The organism is Paenibacillus silagei (assembly GCF_017874735.1).
Classification (GTDB): Bacteria; Bacillota; Bacilli; order Paenibacillales; family Paenibacillaceae; genus Paenibacillus_AQ; species Paenibacillus_AQ silagei.
In genome coordinates, this window is the sequence record NZ_JAGGLV010000043.1 from 15,137 (window position 1) to 32,308 (window position 17,172).

Genomic DNA, 17,172 nt, shown 5'->3' on the forward strand with positions numbered 1-17,172 from the left:
CAATAGTTCATCTTACAGGGAGCGCTGCAGGTTGGACGAGGTTCTAATCCCACCATAGTCAACGGACTGCTGTGTACTTGTAGTTTGCGTACTCCTAGGCTGCTGCCGCTCCACCGCCTTCTTGGGCTGCTGCCGCTCCGCCGCCTTCTTCGGCGGCTTCCACTCCACTGCCTTCTTCGGCTGCTGCCACTCTACTGCCTTCTTCGGCTGCTGCCGCTCCACTGCTTTCTTCGGCTGCTGCGGCTGAATAGCAGGCTTCAGCTGTTGCCTCTGCTGCCGCTTGCGTTCACTGGCTGCGCGTACTCCTACTGTCTGCCCACGCTTCTTATGGGACGTCCGTTTGCGCGTGGCCTGCGCCGAGCGCCGCTGGATGAACCGGACGGACTTACCCGTATTATAGAGATACTTGCCCCCGGATACGTATGCATCCGCAGGACGAATGGTCTGCTTGATAACGGTGGAAGCCTGCTCCCTATACTCTGGTTCTTGCCTCTCAGTCTCCTGGCCTCTAGACTGAGCTCGTTCAAGCAGCCGTTCTGTCTCGCGCATGAACAGCGCCAGCTCGTCGTCCGCATTGACCGAGAGCCGCAGACAAGCCTGCTTCAGCTGCTCCATCTGTCCCATTGTTTTATGAATCGCCTGCACCAATAGCTCATCCTCCGATTTCCGGGCTTCAGCCTTCATACCCGTTCACCTCTCGCACCAGCCGTCTGCTGGTTTCCAGCGTCCGGCAGATCATGGCCTGATGCTGGGCCAGGGCCGTGATGATTCTGGCCACCGCCTCCTGCAGGGCGTCAAGCCCCCCCATCTCTAATTCTTCTTCCCAGCTGTATTCATCATCATACATATATTCCAGCTTGCGGATTTCAACTGCGATCAGAGCCGAGACCGCTTCTTCCTCCAGCGCCGCAGCCAGAATAATCGCTTTGATCAACCGTTCCCGCTGTAGCATCGCTTCATCCCCCCCGCTGCCTGCTTTGATTTAGTTACTGTTATATATATGTGCTTTTGACTTGTCCCTATCACCATTTGTCCCAGGTATATCGGATTTGGCGGATTTCAGAGAATAACAGGAATAGGACAATCTGTGCCTGAAGTATACATAGCTATGACTAGATAATTAAGCGCAAAGCAACCTTTCACGTTTTGGAGGAGATCTGCATGTCAATGCCCCACATCCCCAATATAACTCCCGATATCTCGCTTACGCGGGAGGAAAGCATCTCTCTCCTGCTCACCTCTATTGCGATCAACGAGATGTCCTTGTCTCACATTATCAACGCGGAAGCGGAAGCGATGCAGGCCTTCGTGCTATCGAATCCCGGAAACATGAATTTCCTCAACATGATCCAGTTGAATAATACAACCGCCAGATTGCTCGAAGAGATTACTAAGGGCCAGTGGCTTAGTCTCAGCAAAATGGACCGGATTCTGCGTTTGTTGAGTGACTCTGGTGCCTTGTCGGCACGATTGCTGGAAGAAGAACTAACTACTGAAATTGAGGAAGATGAGGAATAACAGGCAACTGTCATACTCCCGCCAGACCGGACACAACAACATATTGAGGGTGGCGGCAGAGCCGTAAGGAACCTGGTGCTATGTACAGGGCAATGTCCTGTTCGCTGCTTGCTGAAACCCTCAATTTAGCCTATAAGATGCAACAGGTACACTTGCACATAGAAATGGACAAGCCCTAATCATGTAAACTCCACCTACTGCACCTTCAAGTGATTCAAATGATCCGCAATCCGGATCAGCTCATTGGCCAGCGAGGAGAGGGAAGCCACAAGCTGCTGCTGTCTGTCCGGCTCCGGGGCCTCGGCCATACGGCTTTCCGTTCGCTCCGGTACGGGAAGCTCTTGTTCACCTTTGCTGTACATCGGGAACCCCTCCTCGATCAGCAGGCGCACAATGGTGCTTAGATGATAGCGTTCCATGCGCAGCTCACTGATTCTTTTTAACAGTTTCAGAGTTTCATAGGGATAGAGCACCTGATCTCCTTGCCGGGTCCCCGGTACGAAGTAAGAGAAATATTCCAGCCATCTCTTCACTGTGGTCGGAGGCAATTTCGATAAATTAATGATTTCCAGTTGGGTGTAATGGCGTACCATAACATCGCTCCTCTATTTTAGGTGGACTTATTTACTTTAATGGTATTCATGTGCCTCGCAATAAATGTGTAAAAATACCTATTTCTATAATTTTCGTCCCGCAAAATAAATAGACAGGCCTGTTCCGGAGAACGTTGCCTGTCTATTATGCTGCCTTAAAGGCGGCAGATTACCTGCTTAAGAAACTCTAAATAATTCGTTGAAGGAATCTCCAAGCAGCTCTTTATAATATTTTCGGTTATGCAGCATACTTGGGTGTGTAGGATAATAGAATAGAGCTGACTCATTATGGTAATTGGCCTTGATGTACTGACCCAATCGGTCATAACATACGCATAATTGCAGATGCGGCACCCAGGTAGTAGAGGTCATATCCTGCAGTCCCAGGGTAGATCTTTGCGGCAGCGAAATCGCCTGTTCGAACCAGTAGATCGCCCGCTGGAACTCTCCAGCTTCCACGAATTCACTGCCCAGACGGCAGCAGAATTCGGAACGGGGGATATCATAATTAAGGGTACGGTACAGTGCGTTCATTTTCCCGGCCTTATTACTCAGGTGCCCGTGGCATTCTGCCATCTTCAGGCAGGCCTGATAGTTATCCTCAACCCAGCCCTGTCCGGTCTGCAGGAATTTCTCGTAATATTCCAGCGCTTCTTCGTGAATGGCATGATCCCGGAGCTCATTGGCAAAATAGTAGAGATCGCGCGGCGAGAACTCCTCGCCACTGGCTTGGCGTCCACGGTAGATGCGCAGGTTGCGGTCCGTATGGACCTTATCCTTCTTGTGAGTAATACAAACTTCGCTCTCAAAAGTATTGCCCGCAACAGCCAGATACTCATGCACCGGTCCGATCCACTGGAAGCCGCAGTCACGCCGAACTAGCCGGTTGCGTCTCAGACTTGAGGTCACTTTGCCTTCACTGTCGAAGGCCAGATTGTAGGGCATGGTCACAGACTGGTACTGCGGCGACAGTGTCTCCTTCAGCTTCTTGAAGCGCACCCGGTCAATTTCCTCAATGGTATCATCTGCGTCCAGCCAGAGAATATATTCCTTCGTTGCCTTGCTGAAGGCTTCATTACGGGCTGCAGCGAAATTGTCAATCCATTCAAAATCATAGATCACTGCCCCATATTCTGCGGCAATCTCCTTTGTCCGGTCTGTGGAGCCCGTATCGACAATGACAATCTCGTCCGCAATATCCTTCACACCATCCAGGCACCGGCCCAGGCCGTTCTCTTCATCACGCACAATCATACATAGACTGATAGTAATCATTAGTGCCCTCCTATAGGTTCTGTGTCATATATTCGCGAATCTGCTGCTCGCTGATGTCCCGCATATCCTGCCCTGCATCCAGTGCTCTCTGCCAATCCACTGTCTTCTGCAGAGCCTGCTCCACACTCCAGCGGGAGCGCCAGCCCAGCAAGCGGCGGGCCTTGGTACTGTCAAGCTGCAGTTCACCAGCCTCATGCAGCCCGGAGATACCGGCAATATCAACGCCTGCTCCCTCTCCCCAGAGCGCTGCGAGCCGGACGGCCACCTTCTCGACACTGTGGACGCTCTGCTCCTCCGGGCCGAAATTCCAGGCGGCGGCATACTCTGCTCCCTTCTGCACCAGCTTCTCGGACAGCAGCAGATAGCCGCTAAGCGGCTCCAGCACATGCTGCCAGGGCCGCGTCGCCCCCGGGCTGCGCAGCAGCGGCCTCAAGCCGGCAGCGAATGACCGCAGGCAGTCCGGAACCAGCCGGTCCAGGGAATCATCGCCACCCCCGACGACATTGCCCGCCCTGGCGGTAGCAACAGCTACACCATGTTCGGCATAGCGTGCCGGATGGAAATAGCTGTTGCGGTAAGCCTGCGTAACCAGCTCAGAACACGCCTTGCTTGAAGAATAAGGATCATAGCCGCCCAGCGGATCAGTCTCGCGGTAGCCCCAGATCCACTCACGGTTGTCGTAGCATTTATCCGTCGTAACGTTAACGACAGCTCGGACCGGGGTCCCTGAATCTACTGCGCTTGCGACCGCCTCCAGCAGGTTCACCGTACCCATCACATTGACCTCGAACGTGTCGGCAGGGAACTGGTACGAGGTACGGACCAGCGGCTGAGCAGCCAGATGGAAGACCACCTCCGGGGCCGCTTCCCGCAGTGCTGCATCTAGACGCTGCCTGTTCCGCACATCTCCCCAGACTGTATCGACCTCCGGCGCAGCTCCGATCAGCGGGAAGAGCTTATGCTCATCCCGGTCCCAGGCATAACCGCTCACCCTTGCGCCCAGCATCGTCAGCCACTTGGTGAGCCAGCTTCCCTTGAAGCCGGTATGTCCAGTCACGAAGACACGCCGCCCCTTCCAGAATTCCGCCGTGGTCAGTTCTTTCTCATCCACGGGAGCCCTCCCTCCCGCCACAGCTCCTCCAGATAACGCTTGTCACGGAGCGTATCCATTGGCTGCCAGAAACCGTGGTGCTTGTAGGCCCTCAGTTCATCCCGCGCGGCCAGCTCCCGGAGCGGTTCCTGCTCCCAGACGGTGCGGTCGCCCTCGATCAGGGAGAACACCTCAGGCTGAAGGACGAAGAAACCGCCATTCACCCAACCCTCGTCGCCTTTGGGTTTCTCTACGAAGCCGGTAACCTTGGAATCCTCTACTATATCCAGCGAACCGAAGCGCCCCGACGGCTGAACTGCAGTTATAGTAGCCAGTTTCCCGTGACTGCGGTGGAAATCCAGTAAGTGTTGTATATTAATGTCCGCAACACCATCCCCATAGGTCAGCATGAACGGTTCATTGCCGGTGTATTTGTGGACTTGCCGGATTCTTCCGCCAGTCATCGCCTCCCTGCCCGTATCCGCGAGCGTTACCTTCCAGTTCCGCTGCTGACGGTTATGGCGTGTCATCTGGTTGCCATTGCCGAAATCGAACGAGACATCGGAGCTTTGCAGATAGAAATCGGCAAAATATTTTTTGATGACATTCCCCAAATACCCCAGGCAAATGACAAAATCATCAAAGCCGTAAGAGGCATAATGCTCCATAATATGCACCAGCAGCGGCTTCTCGCCGATCTCAATCATCGGCTTGGGCTTCACATCGGTCTCTTCACTGATCCGGGTCCCGTAGCCGCCGGCCAGAATGACTACCTTCATCTTCTTACCTCCTTACCTTTCAGCAAGCCCAGCAATACCTCAGCAGTATAATCCAGCATCTCCGTCGAAAGTCCCGGATAGATTCCCACCCAGAACGTATCGTTCATGATCCTGTCCGTCTGAATGAGCGGCGCGGCCACGCGGTGCGCTACACCGGAGTACGCAGGCTGCTTGAGCAGATTCCCGGCGAACAAGAGCCGGGTGCCGATTCGCGACTCCTCCAGCTTGCGCACCAATTCATTGCGCGAGAGGGGTGAATCTTCCCTCACCGTCAACGGGAAGCCGAACCAGCTCGGATCACTGTGCGGCGTCGCCTGGGGAAGAATAAGCCATTCCTCCGCTGACTTCAGCGCAGCCTTCAGATGTTCAAAGTTACGTCTGCGTGCCGCATGGAACCCCTCCAGCTTCTCCAGCTGGGAGACCCCGATGGCCGCCTGCATATCAGTAGCCTTCAGATTGTAGCCGATGTGGCTATACGTATATTTGTGGTCGTATCCGGCAGGCAGCTCGCCTTTGGTCCAGTCAAACCGCTTGCCGCAGGTATTGTCGGTTCCTGGCTGACACCAGCAGTCTCTGCCCCAGTCACGAAGAGATTCAACAATTTTCTTCAAGCGGGCACCCGAGGTCAGCACTGCGCCTCCCTCTCCCATGGTCAAATGATGCGCCGGGAAAAAACTGACCGTGGCCAGATCGCCGAAGGAACCGGCCGGCCTACCTTTATACAGGGACCCGACAGCATCGCAGGTATCCTCAATCAGCCACAGCCCATGCCGGTCCGTAAATGCCTTAACACTAGCCAGGTCGAAAGGATTACCGAGTGTATGTGCCAGCATGACCGCTCTGGTACGCGGACTGAGTGCCTCATCAAGCTGTGCTGTATTTATATTGTAGGTAGGCAGCTCCACATCCACGAACACCGGAATCAGGCCATGCTGAATCAACGGATTGACCGTGGTCGGGAAGCCTGCGGCTACGGTAATCACCTCATCGCCCTGCCGCAGCCGCCGTTCACCGAGCAGCGGCGAGGTAAGTGCTGCCACGGCAAGCAGATTCGCGCTGGAACCGGAGTTAACCAGCAGGGTATGCTTTCTCTCCATAATCTGAGAGAACCTCCGCTCGAACTCGCCAGTATATCTGCCCGCAGTCAGGTGGAAATCAAGTGAAGCATCCACCAGACTGATCAATTCTTCGCCATCGAACACCTTGCCGCTGACCGGCACGTAATCGCGCCCAGGCACGAAGGACCGGCCGGGCCAACGGATGTCGTAATATTCTGCTGTCAGCTTCAGAATTTGCTCACGCAAGGTTGCAGCTTCTGTGGGCAAAAGCTCCCCTCCTTTAACTAATGGTTTTCATTTAGTGGTTTTGTCGGACTTGGTACATCATTTATATGCAGACGGGAGGCTAAATACGAATGAAAATTAATGAAATTAAGTGGAGTCTGCCCAGTACCTGTAAGAACGTTCATGAATAAATTGTACGATCCCATCAACAAGGAGGTTTTTTATAATGTCTACACCTAATATTCCAAACATCACCCCGTCGATTACATTGACACGGGATGATGTCCTGAACCTCTTGTTCTCTTCTATTGCTATGGAGGAACTGGGCTTGGCGCATATTATTAATGCGGAAGGAGAGAAAATCCAGTTCGCCCTGGGCACACTGCCGGGAATTACCGGACCAGGGGCGACCCTTCAGCAGGTACTGGAGGTGAACAGCAGCACGCAAGCGATGCTGAATATGATTTTGAGGCAGGAAATGATGCTGGACTCGAAGCTGTCGACGGCCGCCAGTGTTCCTACTCTGGTTGGACCCACGGGGGCATCGGGCACCACAGGTGAAGCGGGAGAGGTCACCAGCGTCAACGGTCAAGTAGGGGATGTGGTACTGGATGCTGCGGACATAGGCGCAGTGCCATTTAACGAGGAATTGTCATATGCATCTCTAGGCTCATTTACAGAAGCGGGTGTCTACAGTTCAAATAATCCGGATGGCGTTGCGCCACCGGACAGTCCTCCCGTCCTCCACCCTGCAGTCTGGACCTTGTATGTCTCCAAGGTCGGACGATTTGTACAACAAATCTATGTTTCAAATCCTGCACTGTATTACCAAAGCAGCCAGGACGACGGGGCCCACTGGACCGGCTGGATCGAAATTGGACAACAGGGTGAGTCTGGCGCTACAGGGGCAACCGGTGTAGGCGTCACGGGACCCACCGGCGTCACGGGACTCACAGGACTCACAGGACTCACTGGACTCACGGGCGCTACAGGGCTCACGGGGCTCACGGGGCTCACAGGACTCACCGGCGTCACAGGACTTACCGGACTCACGGGCGCCACCGGCGTCACGGGACTCACAGGACTCACTGGACTCACGGGTGTTACAGGACTCACGGGGCTCACCGGGCTCACGGGACTCACGGGCTTGACAGGCGTTACGGGACTCACAGGCGTTACCGGACTTACGGGTGCCACTGGGCTCACCGGGCTCACCGGCTTCACCGGGCTTACGGGCGTTACAGGGCTCACGGGAGTCACTGGCTTGACAGGCGTTACAGGCTTAACCGGGCTCACCGGCTTGACTGGCCTCACCGGCTTGACTGGCGTTACTGGCCTCACTGGCGTTACCGGCCTCACGGGGCTCACCGGACTCACGGGGCTCACCGGACTCACGGGCGTTACCGGACTCACCGGCGTTACAGGCCTCACCGGCATGACCGGCGTTACCGGCATGACTGGTGTTACTGGCTTGACTGGCGTTACTGGCCTCACCGGTGTTACTGGTGTTACCGGTATGACCGGCGCAACTGGAATGACTGGAGCCACCGGTGCGAACTTGAATGCTATGTTCCAGCCAGCTGCAGCAGTTTTGACTGCCACACCAACTACGATAGGATTGTCTGAGCTGTTTAACAACAGTAATGGGACCATCACACTAACGGGCGGGGATACGCTTTCTTTGTTACCAGACAGCACTTATTATCTGTCATTTTCATTTAGAGTAACGATTAATCCCGGTAATGTCGCTGTAACTCAAGGGGTAGTACAATCCTATCTGAACGGCGCTGCCCTTCATATCTCCAATGTTGGAAGCAAAGGCCCTGGTCCCAACACAAGTTCAACAGCCATGACACTGGAATCAAGCGGATTATTCCAAACAGCCCCCACCGGAAATCAAATCCTTCGGCTGGATGCAAGTATGACTTTTGCAGGAACGACTACCGGTACGATATATCAACCATGGTCTAATGTGAGCATTTTCCAGGTAGAGTAAGCTTCTTGAATAAAGGGATTCCCCTCTTCACAATCCGGTATTCTGCCACCGAGAGGGGGACTTTGTTTATGAACCAGAACCGAAATTTAAAGTTCGAGCGAAGGAGGGGTTTCCTTGTCAACACCCAATCTACCCAATATTACACCGTCCGTGTCATTGACACGGGATGATGCCGTTAATCTGATCTTCTCTTCCATCGCTATGGAAGAGCTGGGTCTGGCACACATTATCAATGCAGAAGGCGAGAAGATCCAGTATGCCCTGGGGACCTTGCCAGGGCTAAGCGGCCCGCCCGCGACAGTGGCACAGTTACTGCAGGTTAACAACAACGTACGATCCATGCTCAATACGACCTCAATGCTGGAAATGATCTTGGATTCGAAGATGAATACTGCTGCGGATCTGCCTGTTGCCGTCATCGGGCCCGCCGGGCCTGCAGGCCCTACTGGCGCCCCCGGCGGCGCTGTCACCATCAACGGCCAAGCTGGTACCGTTGATCTCGACGCTGCCGATGTTGGTGCAGTGTCTCTTAACGAGGAGAGCCCAGACTCCCCTTTAAGCTCCTTTAATCAGCCAGGCGTCTACAGTTCTAATGATCCCGATAGCTTGGTCACACCTCCTGACAGTCCACCTGTTCTTCATCCAGCGGTCTGGACCTTGTATGTCTCCAGGGTCGGAAATTACGTACAGCAGCTCTATGTCTCGAACCCTGCCCTGTATTACCGCAGCAGCCAGAACGGAGGGGGCGACTGGCCACCGCAGTGGGAAGAGATAGGGCAGAGCGGGGTTACAGGGCTTACGGGACAGACTGGCCCAGGTCCAGGCGGAACAGGCGGAAACACCGGACTGACCGGCATCACCGGCAGTACTGGAGCTACGGGGATTACTGGCACTACGGGAGCCACAGGAGAAACAGGAGCCACGGGGAACACCGGTCTTACGGGCCTTACAGGGATCACAGGTGGCACAGGGGCCACCGGGGTAACTGGGGCTACAGGTCTTACTGGCGCCACAGGAGCTACAGGGGTAACTGGAGCTACAGGTCTTACAGTGACCGGAGCCACAGGTCTTACGGGTGTTACAGGCGTTACCGGGCTAACCGGGGCTACAGGCCTTACTGGCGCTACAGGAGCTACAGGGGTAACTGGGGCTACAGGCATCACAGTGACCGGAGCCACTGGTCTTACGGGTGTCACAGGCGTTACCGGGATAACTGGGGCTACCGGGGCTACAGGCCTTACCGGCGTTACCGGGGCTACCGGGGCTACGGGCGCTACCGGTATCACTGTAACTGGAGCTACGGGTGCTACCGGTGTTACCGGAGCCACAGGGGTTACCGGCCTTACTGTAACTGGAGCCACAGGCGTTACCGGTGTTACCGGTCTCACCGGCCTCACCGGGGTTACCGGGGCTACCGGGGTTATCGAAGTTATAAATAACCCCAATGCGAAGTTCACACTTACTACCCTCAATGTGCCCACTACTCTTACAAGACTAGTATTTGAAGAAACATTTAATAATAGTAATGGAAGCATAACGCTAGTTTCTCTTGGCCAGGGTATAGATTTATTGGCGAATCACGTATATCATGTTTCTTTTTCTTTTCGGATAACAGCACCTGCAGGTCTTGATGTAACTGCTATCGAGATATTAACCAACCTCGGTTCAAGCATTACGCATATTACCTATTTCGGCACTGAATCAGCAGGTTCTACAACCGCTGATTGGGATTATACAGTTCAATCATCCGGTATAATCCGACCAACGGCGGGTTCAATAGAACTCTATTTCAGAGGAAATGGTACATTAAGCGGTGTAGGAACTCAGACATTTAATGCAGCCTTGTCTAACCTAAGCATTTATGAGTTGGAATAGTGCGATTGTTAATTTTAATACTTGCAGCAGCCCGCTCTCCCGCAGATCAAGATAGTTCTGCGGGAGAGCGTTCTATTGCTCCTTATTCTATAAATGAGTAAAATCACCTAATAGTTTCGCATGAACCTTCGTAAGATAAATGCTGAAGCGGATACCAATGATATTTTTTGGAATTTAAATTCCATTTTTGTTCAGTTCTTGTCTATGAGGGTTCTCTATAATGGGCTTGACTTGAACCGATACCGTTATGGAGGGATGCATATATGGGAAGACTCAGAGCCATCAATGAAAGAAAATGCACTATGGACAACTGCAACAGAAGACACTATGCGAAAGGGCTGTGCAAACAGCACTATTGGCCCGCCTGGAAAGCAGGACAAAAGAACGAGTCTGATTCTGACACTAGCCGCCAGGATCATTCACAGAAGTCCCTTCGAATCGTCACAGAATTTATTTAATTTTTTTAGAGGTTCTGACTCTGGTTTGTCGAATTCTTTCTGAATGATGAATAAAAATTCCAAATATTACATGAAGCATCTGACATTAATCGTGATATATATGACTCTGCTATTGGGTATGCAACGGGCATGGCAGCAGATCTTTGCATTGCCGGAGCAGCCCGGCGCGGCGGCGGGCGTACTTGATTTACGCGGCTGGACCTTCAAGCAGGCCCATTCACTTGCCCTTGACGGGACATGGGACTTCTATCCTAACCGTCTGGTAAGCGAAAGTGATATCCGCTCCGGCACTGCCGGGGATGCTGTCCCTGTTCAGGTACCCGGCAACTGGAAGGAAGCCATGTCCGGTTCCTCGCTGGGCTATGGTACCTATGCCCTGCATATTCTGGTAGATCAGCCGCTGGATGAGCCCTACAGCTTCTGGGTCCAGCAGATCCAGGCTTCTTCCCGGATCGAGATTAACGGCCGCCCCCTTCGGGCTATGGGTCAACCCGCAGCACGCAAGGATCTGTACCGTCCCATGGCCGTTCCCTATGCCGTTCACTACCTCCCCCCGAAAGGGACGAAGGACATGCTTGTCCTGATCCAGACTGCCAATTATGAGCATGGGGAGAAGGCAGGCATTTCCTATTCCATCCGTTTCGGCGCCCAGTCTATGGTTCAGAAGGAGCGCTGGTACTCTACCTCTTTTCAGTTAACTACAATCATCATCCTTCTTCTTCACGCACTATATGTCTGTATTCTGTACCTGCTTGACAAAGAACACCCGGCCCTGCTGTTATTTGCGCTTTTGCTGATCATCATAGCCCTCTCCATCGCAGCGGATAATGACGTCCTGCTGTCCCTTGTGCTGCCGCTGAACTATACCTGGGGAATCAAGGTCAAGCTGCTGTCTTATGTATGGATGGTCTTTTTCATGCTGCTGCTTACCTACAAATTCTACAGTGCCCAGGCAGTCAGCCGGGCCTTCAAGGTGTACAGCTTGCTTCTTCTGCTCTATACACTTTGCCTATGCTTCCTTCCGATCCATATCGTTCTGTCCAATGCCACTATTTATTTCAGCCTCCTGTATATGATCCCCCCCTGCTGGATGTTTGTGCTATTCGGAATTATGGTCTATAAGCAAAAAAAAGACGTCGGATTCCTTACCTTCATCGGCTCCTCGATTCTATCCGGAGTGATCTGGGGAACCACGGTGAATAGTTACCGGAAGAATCTGCCGTTCTACTCCATAGATATTCTGGCTGCTATCGCCGGATTCTCGGCGTATGCCCTGAAGCAATATATCCGGCGGTCCAATGAGAACAGGGCGCTCTATGAACAACTGGTACAGGCCGACAAGCAGAAGGACCGGTTCCTGATGAATACCTCGCATGAGCTGCGGACTCCGCTGCACGGAATGATGAGCATTGCCCAGTCGGAATACGACAAGAAGCGGGCAGCCTCTCCGGATGAAGAAGCCGGAGACCTGGAGCTGCTGGTACGCATCGGACGGCAAATGTCACAGCTGCTGGATGATCTGCTGGATCTCACCCTGCTGCGGGAGAACCGGATGGTCCTTCATTCGGTGCCGTTGTCTGTCTATACTACAGCGGCAGGCGTTGCGGATACGCTCCGTTACTTAACGGAGGGCAAGAACCTGACGCTTCATGTAAGCGTATCCGCTTCGCTGCCGCCCGTATGGGCCGATGAGAAGCGGCTGATCCAGATTCTCTTCAACCTGATACATAATGCAGTGAAATGGACAGAGAGCGGCAGCATCCGTGTGACTGCCGAAGAAGCGGACGGCCAGCTGCTGGTCAGTGTAGCCGACACAGGTGCGGGTATGGAGGAAGAAGCACTCTCACGCATCTTCCTTCCTTATGAACAGGCAGGCGGACAAGACCGGGGAGGCCTGGGTCTGGGCCTCGGCATCACCCGGCAGCTGGTGGAGCTGCACGGAGGCAGGCTGACCGTGGAGTCCAAGCCGGGAGCAGGCTCGGTCTTCCGCTTCACCTTGCCGCTGGCAGCCAAGTCCTTCTTCACGGATGAGCAGTTCGGCAGGATGGAAGCAGAGGAAGCACCGGGCGCTTCTTACACCGGCCGGAGTGTCCATGTTCGCAATAAGGACGAAGAGCCATTCCTTGCGGGGGTGCCTCCGTCCCCCTCCGGCTTGGATACGGAGGGAGCTGAACTGAAGATACTGGCTGTTGACGATGACCCGGTTAATCTCCGGGTGCTCGCAACCATTCTGCATGAGGATATCTATCAGTTGACCTCTGTGTTAAGCGGGGAGGAAGCCCTGATCCGGCTGGAGGAGGAATCATGGGATCTGCTGATTACCGATGTGATGATGCCCGGCATGTCCGGCTATGAGCTTACCCGCCGGGTAAGGGAGCGTTATCCGGTGTCAGAGTTACCGGTGCTGCTGCTGACGGCACGTGCTATGCGTGAGGAGATCTACTACGGATTTCAGCTGGGGGCTAATGATTATGTGAACAAGCCGGTAGACAGCCTGGAATTGAAATACCGGGTTACCGGACTGGCGCGGCTGAAGCAGAGCATCGCTCACAGCCTGCGGCTGGAGATGGCTTACCTCCAGGCGCAGATTCGCCCTCACTTCCTGTTCAATGCCCTGAACTCCATCGCTACGCTAAGTACCATTGATCTCTGCCAGATGCAGCAGCTGATTGAAGCCTTCTCCTCCTACCTGCGCTCAAGCTTTGACCTGATGAACACCGGTACACTGGTTCAATTGAAGCAGGAGCTATCGTTAGTGGAGGCCTATTTATATATCGAGAAGGTGCGGTTCGGCGAACGGCTGGAGGTCAAGTGGGAACGGAATTATACCGGACTGCTGCGGGTTCCCCCGCTGATCCTGCAGCCGCTGGTAGAGAATGCTGTCCGTCACGGGCTGCTCAGTCTTATAGAGGGAGGCCTACTTACTATCCGCATTGAAGAGGAGGAGGAGCATGTCCGGCTTGCGGTGCAGGACAATGGCAGAGGCATGGAGCAGGCGCACATTAACCGCCTGCTGATGAAGCATAAAGACAAGAGCTCCGGTATCGGGATATGGAATACGAACCGGAGGCTGATTGAACGCTATGGGCAAGGCTTGTCCATTCAGAGCCGCCCCGGCTTTGGAACCACCGTCTCCTTTATGATTCCGCTCCGGCGTATCGAGTGAACCATTCTCCATCCGCTATATCCTGTACAAGGAGGTGCTACAATGCTTAGGGTAGTGCTGATCGATGATGAACGACTCGCCCTGATTCAGTTGGAATCGACGCTCAGGGCGCTGGGATCGACCATTGTAACGGCAACCTATACCAACCCCCTGCTGGCTATGAGCGAAGCAGCCGGCTGGGAGGCAGATATTATCTTTCTTGATATTGATATGCCGGGGCTGAACGGCATGGAGGCTGCGAAGCAGCTTGAGGAGTGCTGTCCCGGCTCAGCCGTTGTATTTGTCTCCGCCCATAACACCTTCGCGCTGGAAGCCTTCGAGGTCAGCGCGCAGGATTATCTGCTCAAGCCTGTCTCCAGGGATCGACTGAGCCGGACCCTCCAGCGAATCAGGAGCCGGAAGGTCAACCAGGAGCAGACGGACAAGCCAGACTCGCTCCTGATCCGCTGCTTCAATGCAATTCAGTTCGAACGGGGAGGTGTTCCTATCCGCGATTTCCGCTGGCGGACGTCCAAAGCCCAAGAGCTGTTCGCCTTCCTGCTGTATCACCAAGACCGTATCGTCGTCAAGGACAAGCTGATCGAGCTGCTCTGGCCCGAGGTCTCGTTCAAGCGTGCCTCTACCCACCTGTATACGGCCATCTACCAGATCAGGCAATCGCTGAAACGGGCGGACATTGGTCTTGTGATCAGCAATGCCAGTGTGGGTGAAGGGTATATGCTGGAGAGCGGCGACACCCAAATCGATGCAGTGCTGTGGGAGGAAGGAGTCGTCTCCCTGGACCCGGTGGATGATCATAATGTTGCGGAGCACGAAGAGCTGCTGAAGCTCTACACCGGCGATTTCCTCGGCGATTACGAATACCTGTGGGCCGAGAGTGAACGGCAGCGGCTGAGGAACCTCTCCCTGCAGCATGCCACGGAGCTGGCCGATTATTATATCGTCAAGGATAATATCACCAAGGCCGTCAGCACCTATCAGCGGATAATCGAGCTGCATCCCTACTACGAGCCGGGTTACCTGGCACTCATGGAATTCTACAACCGGCTGGGCGAGCTAAGCTTCGTACAGGAACAGTACGAGAAGCTCCGCAGCCTGCTCTGGCGGGACCTGAAGCTTGCCCCTTCCGCGAAGGTCGAGCGCTGGTATGCGAACTGGAAGCGGCTATATACTTGATTCCGTGCCGGAACTTCAGCGATTACAGAATCCATACAAAAACGGTATGCCGCCCCCCGGTCAGGGGTTAGGCATACCGTTTCTTGTTGCACCCGCAGCTTCCATTATAGCGGCAGGACCTGCGCATGCGCGCTGTCCTATCCTTTCAGTGAAAAGAGGCGGGACATGTGAATCCGCTGACATAACCGGTGTACACAGGTTCTCGTGCAGTAGCTACCCATGTCAGGCGGACCCTCACTCTTTCATTGTACCCGTTAGGGAGATCTTAAAACGCCCCCGCGCGAGGTTTAGAAATTCATGTAGACCACCTCGTAATCAGAAAAAGGCTCCATCCATTTCACAATCGTCTTCGGCAGCTTGCTGGTGCCGGGAACATTCGTATAGAACCGGACATAGGGGTCAGCGATGTCTTCCAGTTCGTCGCCTTCATCCGAGTCGAGTACGGCTGCCCAGTAATGGCCCTGCTTGTCATACATGATGATGGCTTCCGTAAGGGTGAACAGCCCTCTCACGCCGCCCTGCACCACTCTCGCCCCCTTACCATCCAGATCCTTCGGCTCATCCAGCAGCTGCATACTGTACAGGAACAGATCATAATCTTCCCCTACCAGCTTACGGAAGGCTTTGTCCTCCGCTGCCGTCTTGAAGACGCCGGTGTCCTTCAGCGTGTAGACCTTCTCGTTCGGATCTCTTGTATATTCGCCGGTGTAGGTCACATTAGCCCCGGCAGAATACACCGGCGAAGGGCTGGTTACGTACAGCTTGCCGTTCAGCAGATAGAAGAATACCACCGAACCGTCCTCTTCCTTATAGACGGCCATCCGTTTGCGGACCACTGCCGTTTCGTTCTCCAGTTGACCGGAATGGGCACCTTCGTAGGCATCCATAGAGAAAACCAGCTTATCGCTCTTCACATTGCTGAATTCCACATAAGATCCGTAGAAAGGCGAATTACTTGCCATATACCATTCTCCGCTCCAATCAGCAGCTGCAGGAGCCTTGAGACTTGCTGTGGCTGTGGCCGAGAGCGCCTCTACCGGCAGCTGGCGGGTTCCGTCAGGGTTGCTCCATACCCCGGCGAAGCCGGTGCTGGGAATCCACCAGCCCTGGAAATGGCCGGTCTCCTTGCCTTTGGCGTCATACTCATACATATGGGCGATTTTGCCGTTGACATTGCCGGTGAGCCTGATCGTCTGTTTATATTTGTCATAATAATAACTGCCGGTCAGCTTGCCGCCGCTCTCCACCTTAATGGACATATGAATCGGCAGATTTCCGTTGATCGCGCCGGTCAGCGGCACCAGGCCGTTCGTTGCCGGACTTGGGGTTGCCGATGCGGCAGCGGCAACCGTCCCGGAACTCTGGGCGGGTGAAGCGGCAGCAGCCACCGTTCCGGACGGCGCAGCCTTCGTCCCGGCGGGGGCAGCCATTGCCCCCGGCGGCACCAGAATGGCAGGCAGCAGCAGCACGGCCGCCAGCAGGGTACTGATTTTACGGATAATTCTCACTATAACCCCTCCCTTTCACAACCATCTATAACAGCTATGTTACACTGTATGCCATCAATTACCCTTTTACAAGCAGGTAGAAAATAGCCCCGCTATATTAATTACACTTATAATTTCACCAATCACAGGCTGAGGACAATCGAAGGTTGAGTTAATGGCTTGCTGAAGGGTTACCGCGCCACGATTAGGGTGCAGGGGTAGGGCTTAATTGTAATTCATACAACTAAATCGTCTGATATGCCGCCTAATCTCCGTTTAGCTGTATTTCGTACAACTAAAATGCCGCTATACCTGGCTTTTCGCCCATCCGGGCAAATTTAGTTGTATAGACTACAATTAGAAGAGGGAGGCCTTCCGTTTCACTGTTTTTAGTTGGTCAAGTAGGCGGGGCCTCTCCATCGTGGATTGTGCCCCTACCCCTCACAGATCCGTACGTGCGCAATTCACGCATACGG

General features: G+C 54.0%; 13 protein-coding genes. 5 read left to right on the top strand and 8 right to left on the bottom strand.

Going from position 1 to position 17,172, the window contains the following annotated elements; all coding sequences use genetic code 11:
* Positions 1-12: 12 nt before the first annotated feature.
* Together J2Z70_RS32535 and J2Z70_RS32540 are read right to left on the bottom strand one after the other, a co-directional pair.
* Positions 13-684, bottom strand: a complete 672-nt coding sequence (locus J2Z70_RS32535) for a hypothetical protein (RefSeq protein WP_209879873.1) — start codon at positions 682-684, stop codon at positions 13-15.
* Positions 674-934 (bottom strand): hypothetical protein, encoded by a 261-nt coding sequence (locus tag J2Z70_RS32540; RefSeq protein ID WP_209879876.1) that lies wholly within the window; start codon positions 932-934, stop codon positions 674-676. The genes J2Z70_RS32535 and J2Z70_RS32540 overlap by 11 nt, the downstream gene beginning before the upstream one ends.
* A 227-nt stretch (positions 935-1,161) precedes the next feature.
* On the opposite strand from J2Z70_RS32540, the gene J2Z70_RS32545 reads away from it, so the two are divergent.
* On the top strand, positions 1,162-1,518 hold the full coding sequence (locus J2Z70_RS32545) for an alpha-helical endospore appendage domain-containing protein (protein WP_209879878.1): 357 nt from the start codon (positions 1,162-1,164) through the stop codon (positions 1,516-1,518).
* A 194-nt stretch (positions 1,519-1,712) separates the two neighbouring features.
* On the opposite strand, the gene J2Z70_RS32550 is transcribed toward J2Z70_RS32545, so the two are convergent.
* The 5 genes from J2Z70_RS32550 to rfbH all read right to left on the bottom strand — a co-directional run bounded on the left by J2Z70_RS32550 (position 1,713) and on the right by rfbH (position 6,580).
* Positions 1,713-2,111, bottom strand: coding sequence for a MerR family transcriptional regulator (locus tag J2Z70_RS32550; RefSeq protein ID WP_245368712.1), 399 nt, complete (start codon positions 2,109-2,111; stop codon positions 1,713-1,715).
* A gap of 177 nt (positions 2,112-2,288) precedes the next feature.
* Positions 2,289-3,386: a glycosyltransferase family 2 protein gene (locus J2Z70_RS32555; RefSeq protein ID WP_209879884.1), complete on the bottom strand. Its 1,098-nt coding sequence runs from the start codon at positions 3,384-3,386 to the stop codon at positions 2,289-2,291.
* Positions 3,387-3,396: 10 nt separating this feature from the next.
* Positions 3,397-4,497 carry a CDP-glucose 4,6-dehydratase gene (gene rfbG / locus J2Z70_RS32560; RefSeq protein WP_342593079.1) on the bottom strand — a complete coding sequence of 367 codons (1,101 nt, stop codon included), beginning with the start codon at positions 4,495-4,497 and terminating at the stop codon, positions 3,397-3,399.
* Positions 4,479-5,255 (bottom strand): glucose-1-phosphate cytidylyltransferase, encoded by a 777-nt coding sequence (gene rfbF, locus J2Z70_RS32565; RefSeq protein ID WP_209879888.1) that lies wholly within the window; start codon positions 5,253-5,255, stop codon positions 4,479-4,481. The genes rfbG and rfbF overlap by 19 nt, the downstream gene beginning before the upstream one ends.
* Positions 5,252-6,580, bottom strand: a complete 1,329-nt coding sequence (gene rfbH / locus J2Z70_RS32570) for a lipopolysaccharide biosynthesis protein RfbH (protein WP_209879891.1) — start codon at positions 6,578-6,580, stop codon at positions 5,252-5,254. The genes rfbF and rfbH overlap by 4 nt, the downstream gene beginning before the upstream one ends.
* A 184-nt stretch (positions 6,581-6,764) precedes the next feature.
* Here rfbH and J2Z70_RS32575 point away from each other — a divergent pair, with 184 nt between their 5' ends.
* The 4 genes from J2Z70_RS32575 to J2Z70_RS32590 all read left to right on the top strand — a co-directional run bounded on the left by J2Z70_RS32575 (position 6,765) and on the right by J2Z70_RS32590 (position 15,209).
* Complete coding sequence (locus tag J2Z70_RS32575; protein ID WP_209879895.1) at positions 6,765-8,534, top strand: alpha-helical endospore appendage domain-containing protein; 1,770 nt, start codon at positions 6,765-6,767, stop codon at positions 8,532-8,534.
* 114 nt (positions 8,535-8,648) lie between these two features.
* Complete coding sequence (locus tag J2Z70_RS33560; protein WP_245368713.1) at positions 8,649-10,409, top strand: alpha-helical endospore appendage domain-containing protein; 1,761 nt, start codon at positions 8,649-8,651, stop codon at positions 10,407-10,409.
* Positions 10,410-10,967: 558 nt separating this feature from the next.
* A complete protein-coding gene (locus tag J2Z70_RS32585) occupies positions 10,968-14,033 on the top strand; it encodes an ATP-binding response regulator (protein ID WP_245368714.1) in 3,066 nt (1,021 codons plus the stop codon).
* A gap of 42 nt (positions 14,034-14,075) precedes the next feature.
* The gene (locus J2Z70_RS32590) at positions 14,076-15,209 is read left to right on the top strand and encodes a response regulator (protein ID WP_209879901.1); all 1,134 of its coding nucleotides are present in this window, start codon (positions 14,076-14,078) and stop codon (positions 15,207-15,209) included.
* 287 nt (positions 15,210-15,496) lie between these two features.
* Here the strand turns inward: J2Z70_RS32590 and J2Z70_RS32595 are convergent, their stop codons facing one another.
* A complete protein-coding gene (locus tag J2Z70_RS32595) occupies positions 15,497-16,717 on the bottom strand; it encodes a hypothetical protein (RefSeq protein WP_209879904.1) in 1,221 nt (406 codons plus the stop codon).
* Positions 16,718-17,172 lie beyond the last annotated feature (455 nt).

Coding starts and splice junctions, on each gene's coding strand:
- J2Z70_RS32535 (WP_209879873.1), bottom strand. CDS start 684: ATGAAGGCTGAAGCCCGGAAATCGGAGGATGAGCTATTGGTGCAGGCG.
- J2Z70_RS32545 (WP_209879878.1), top strand. CDS start 1,162: ATGTCAATGCCCCACATCCCCAATATAACTCCCGATATCTCGCTTACG.
- J2Z70_RS32550 (WP_245368712.1), bottom strand. CDS start 2,111: ATGGTACGCCATTACACCCAACTGGAAATCATTAATTTATCGAAATTG.
- J2Z70_RS32555 (WP_209879884.1), bottom strand. CDS start 3,386: ATGATTACTATCAGTCTATGTATGATTGTGCGTGATGAAGAGAACGGC.
- rfbF (WP_209879888.1), bottom strand. CDS start 5,255: ATGAAGGTAGTCATTCTGGCCGGCGGCTACGGGACCCGGATCAGTGAA.
- J2Z70_RS32575 (WP_209879895.1), top strand. CDS start 6,765: ATGTCTACACCTAATATTCCAAACATCACCCCGTCGATTACATTGACA.
- J2Z70_RS32585 (WP_245368714.1), top strand. CDS start 10,968: ATGACTCTGCTATTGGGTATGCAACGGGCATGGCAGCAGATCTTTGCA.
- J2Z70_RS32590 (WP_209879901.1), top strand. CDS start 14,076: ATGCTTAGGGTAGTGCTGATCGATGATGAACGACTCGCCCTGATTCAG.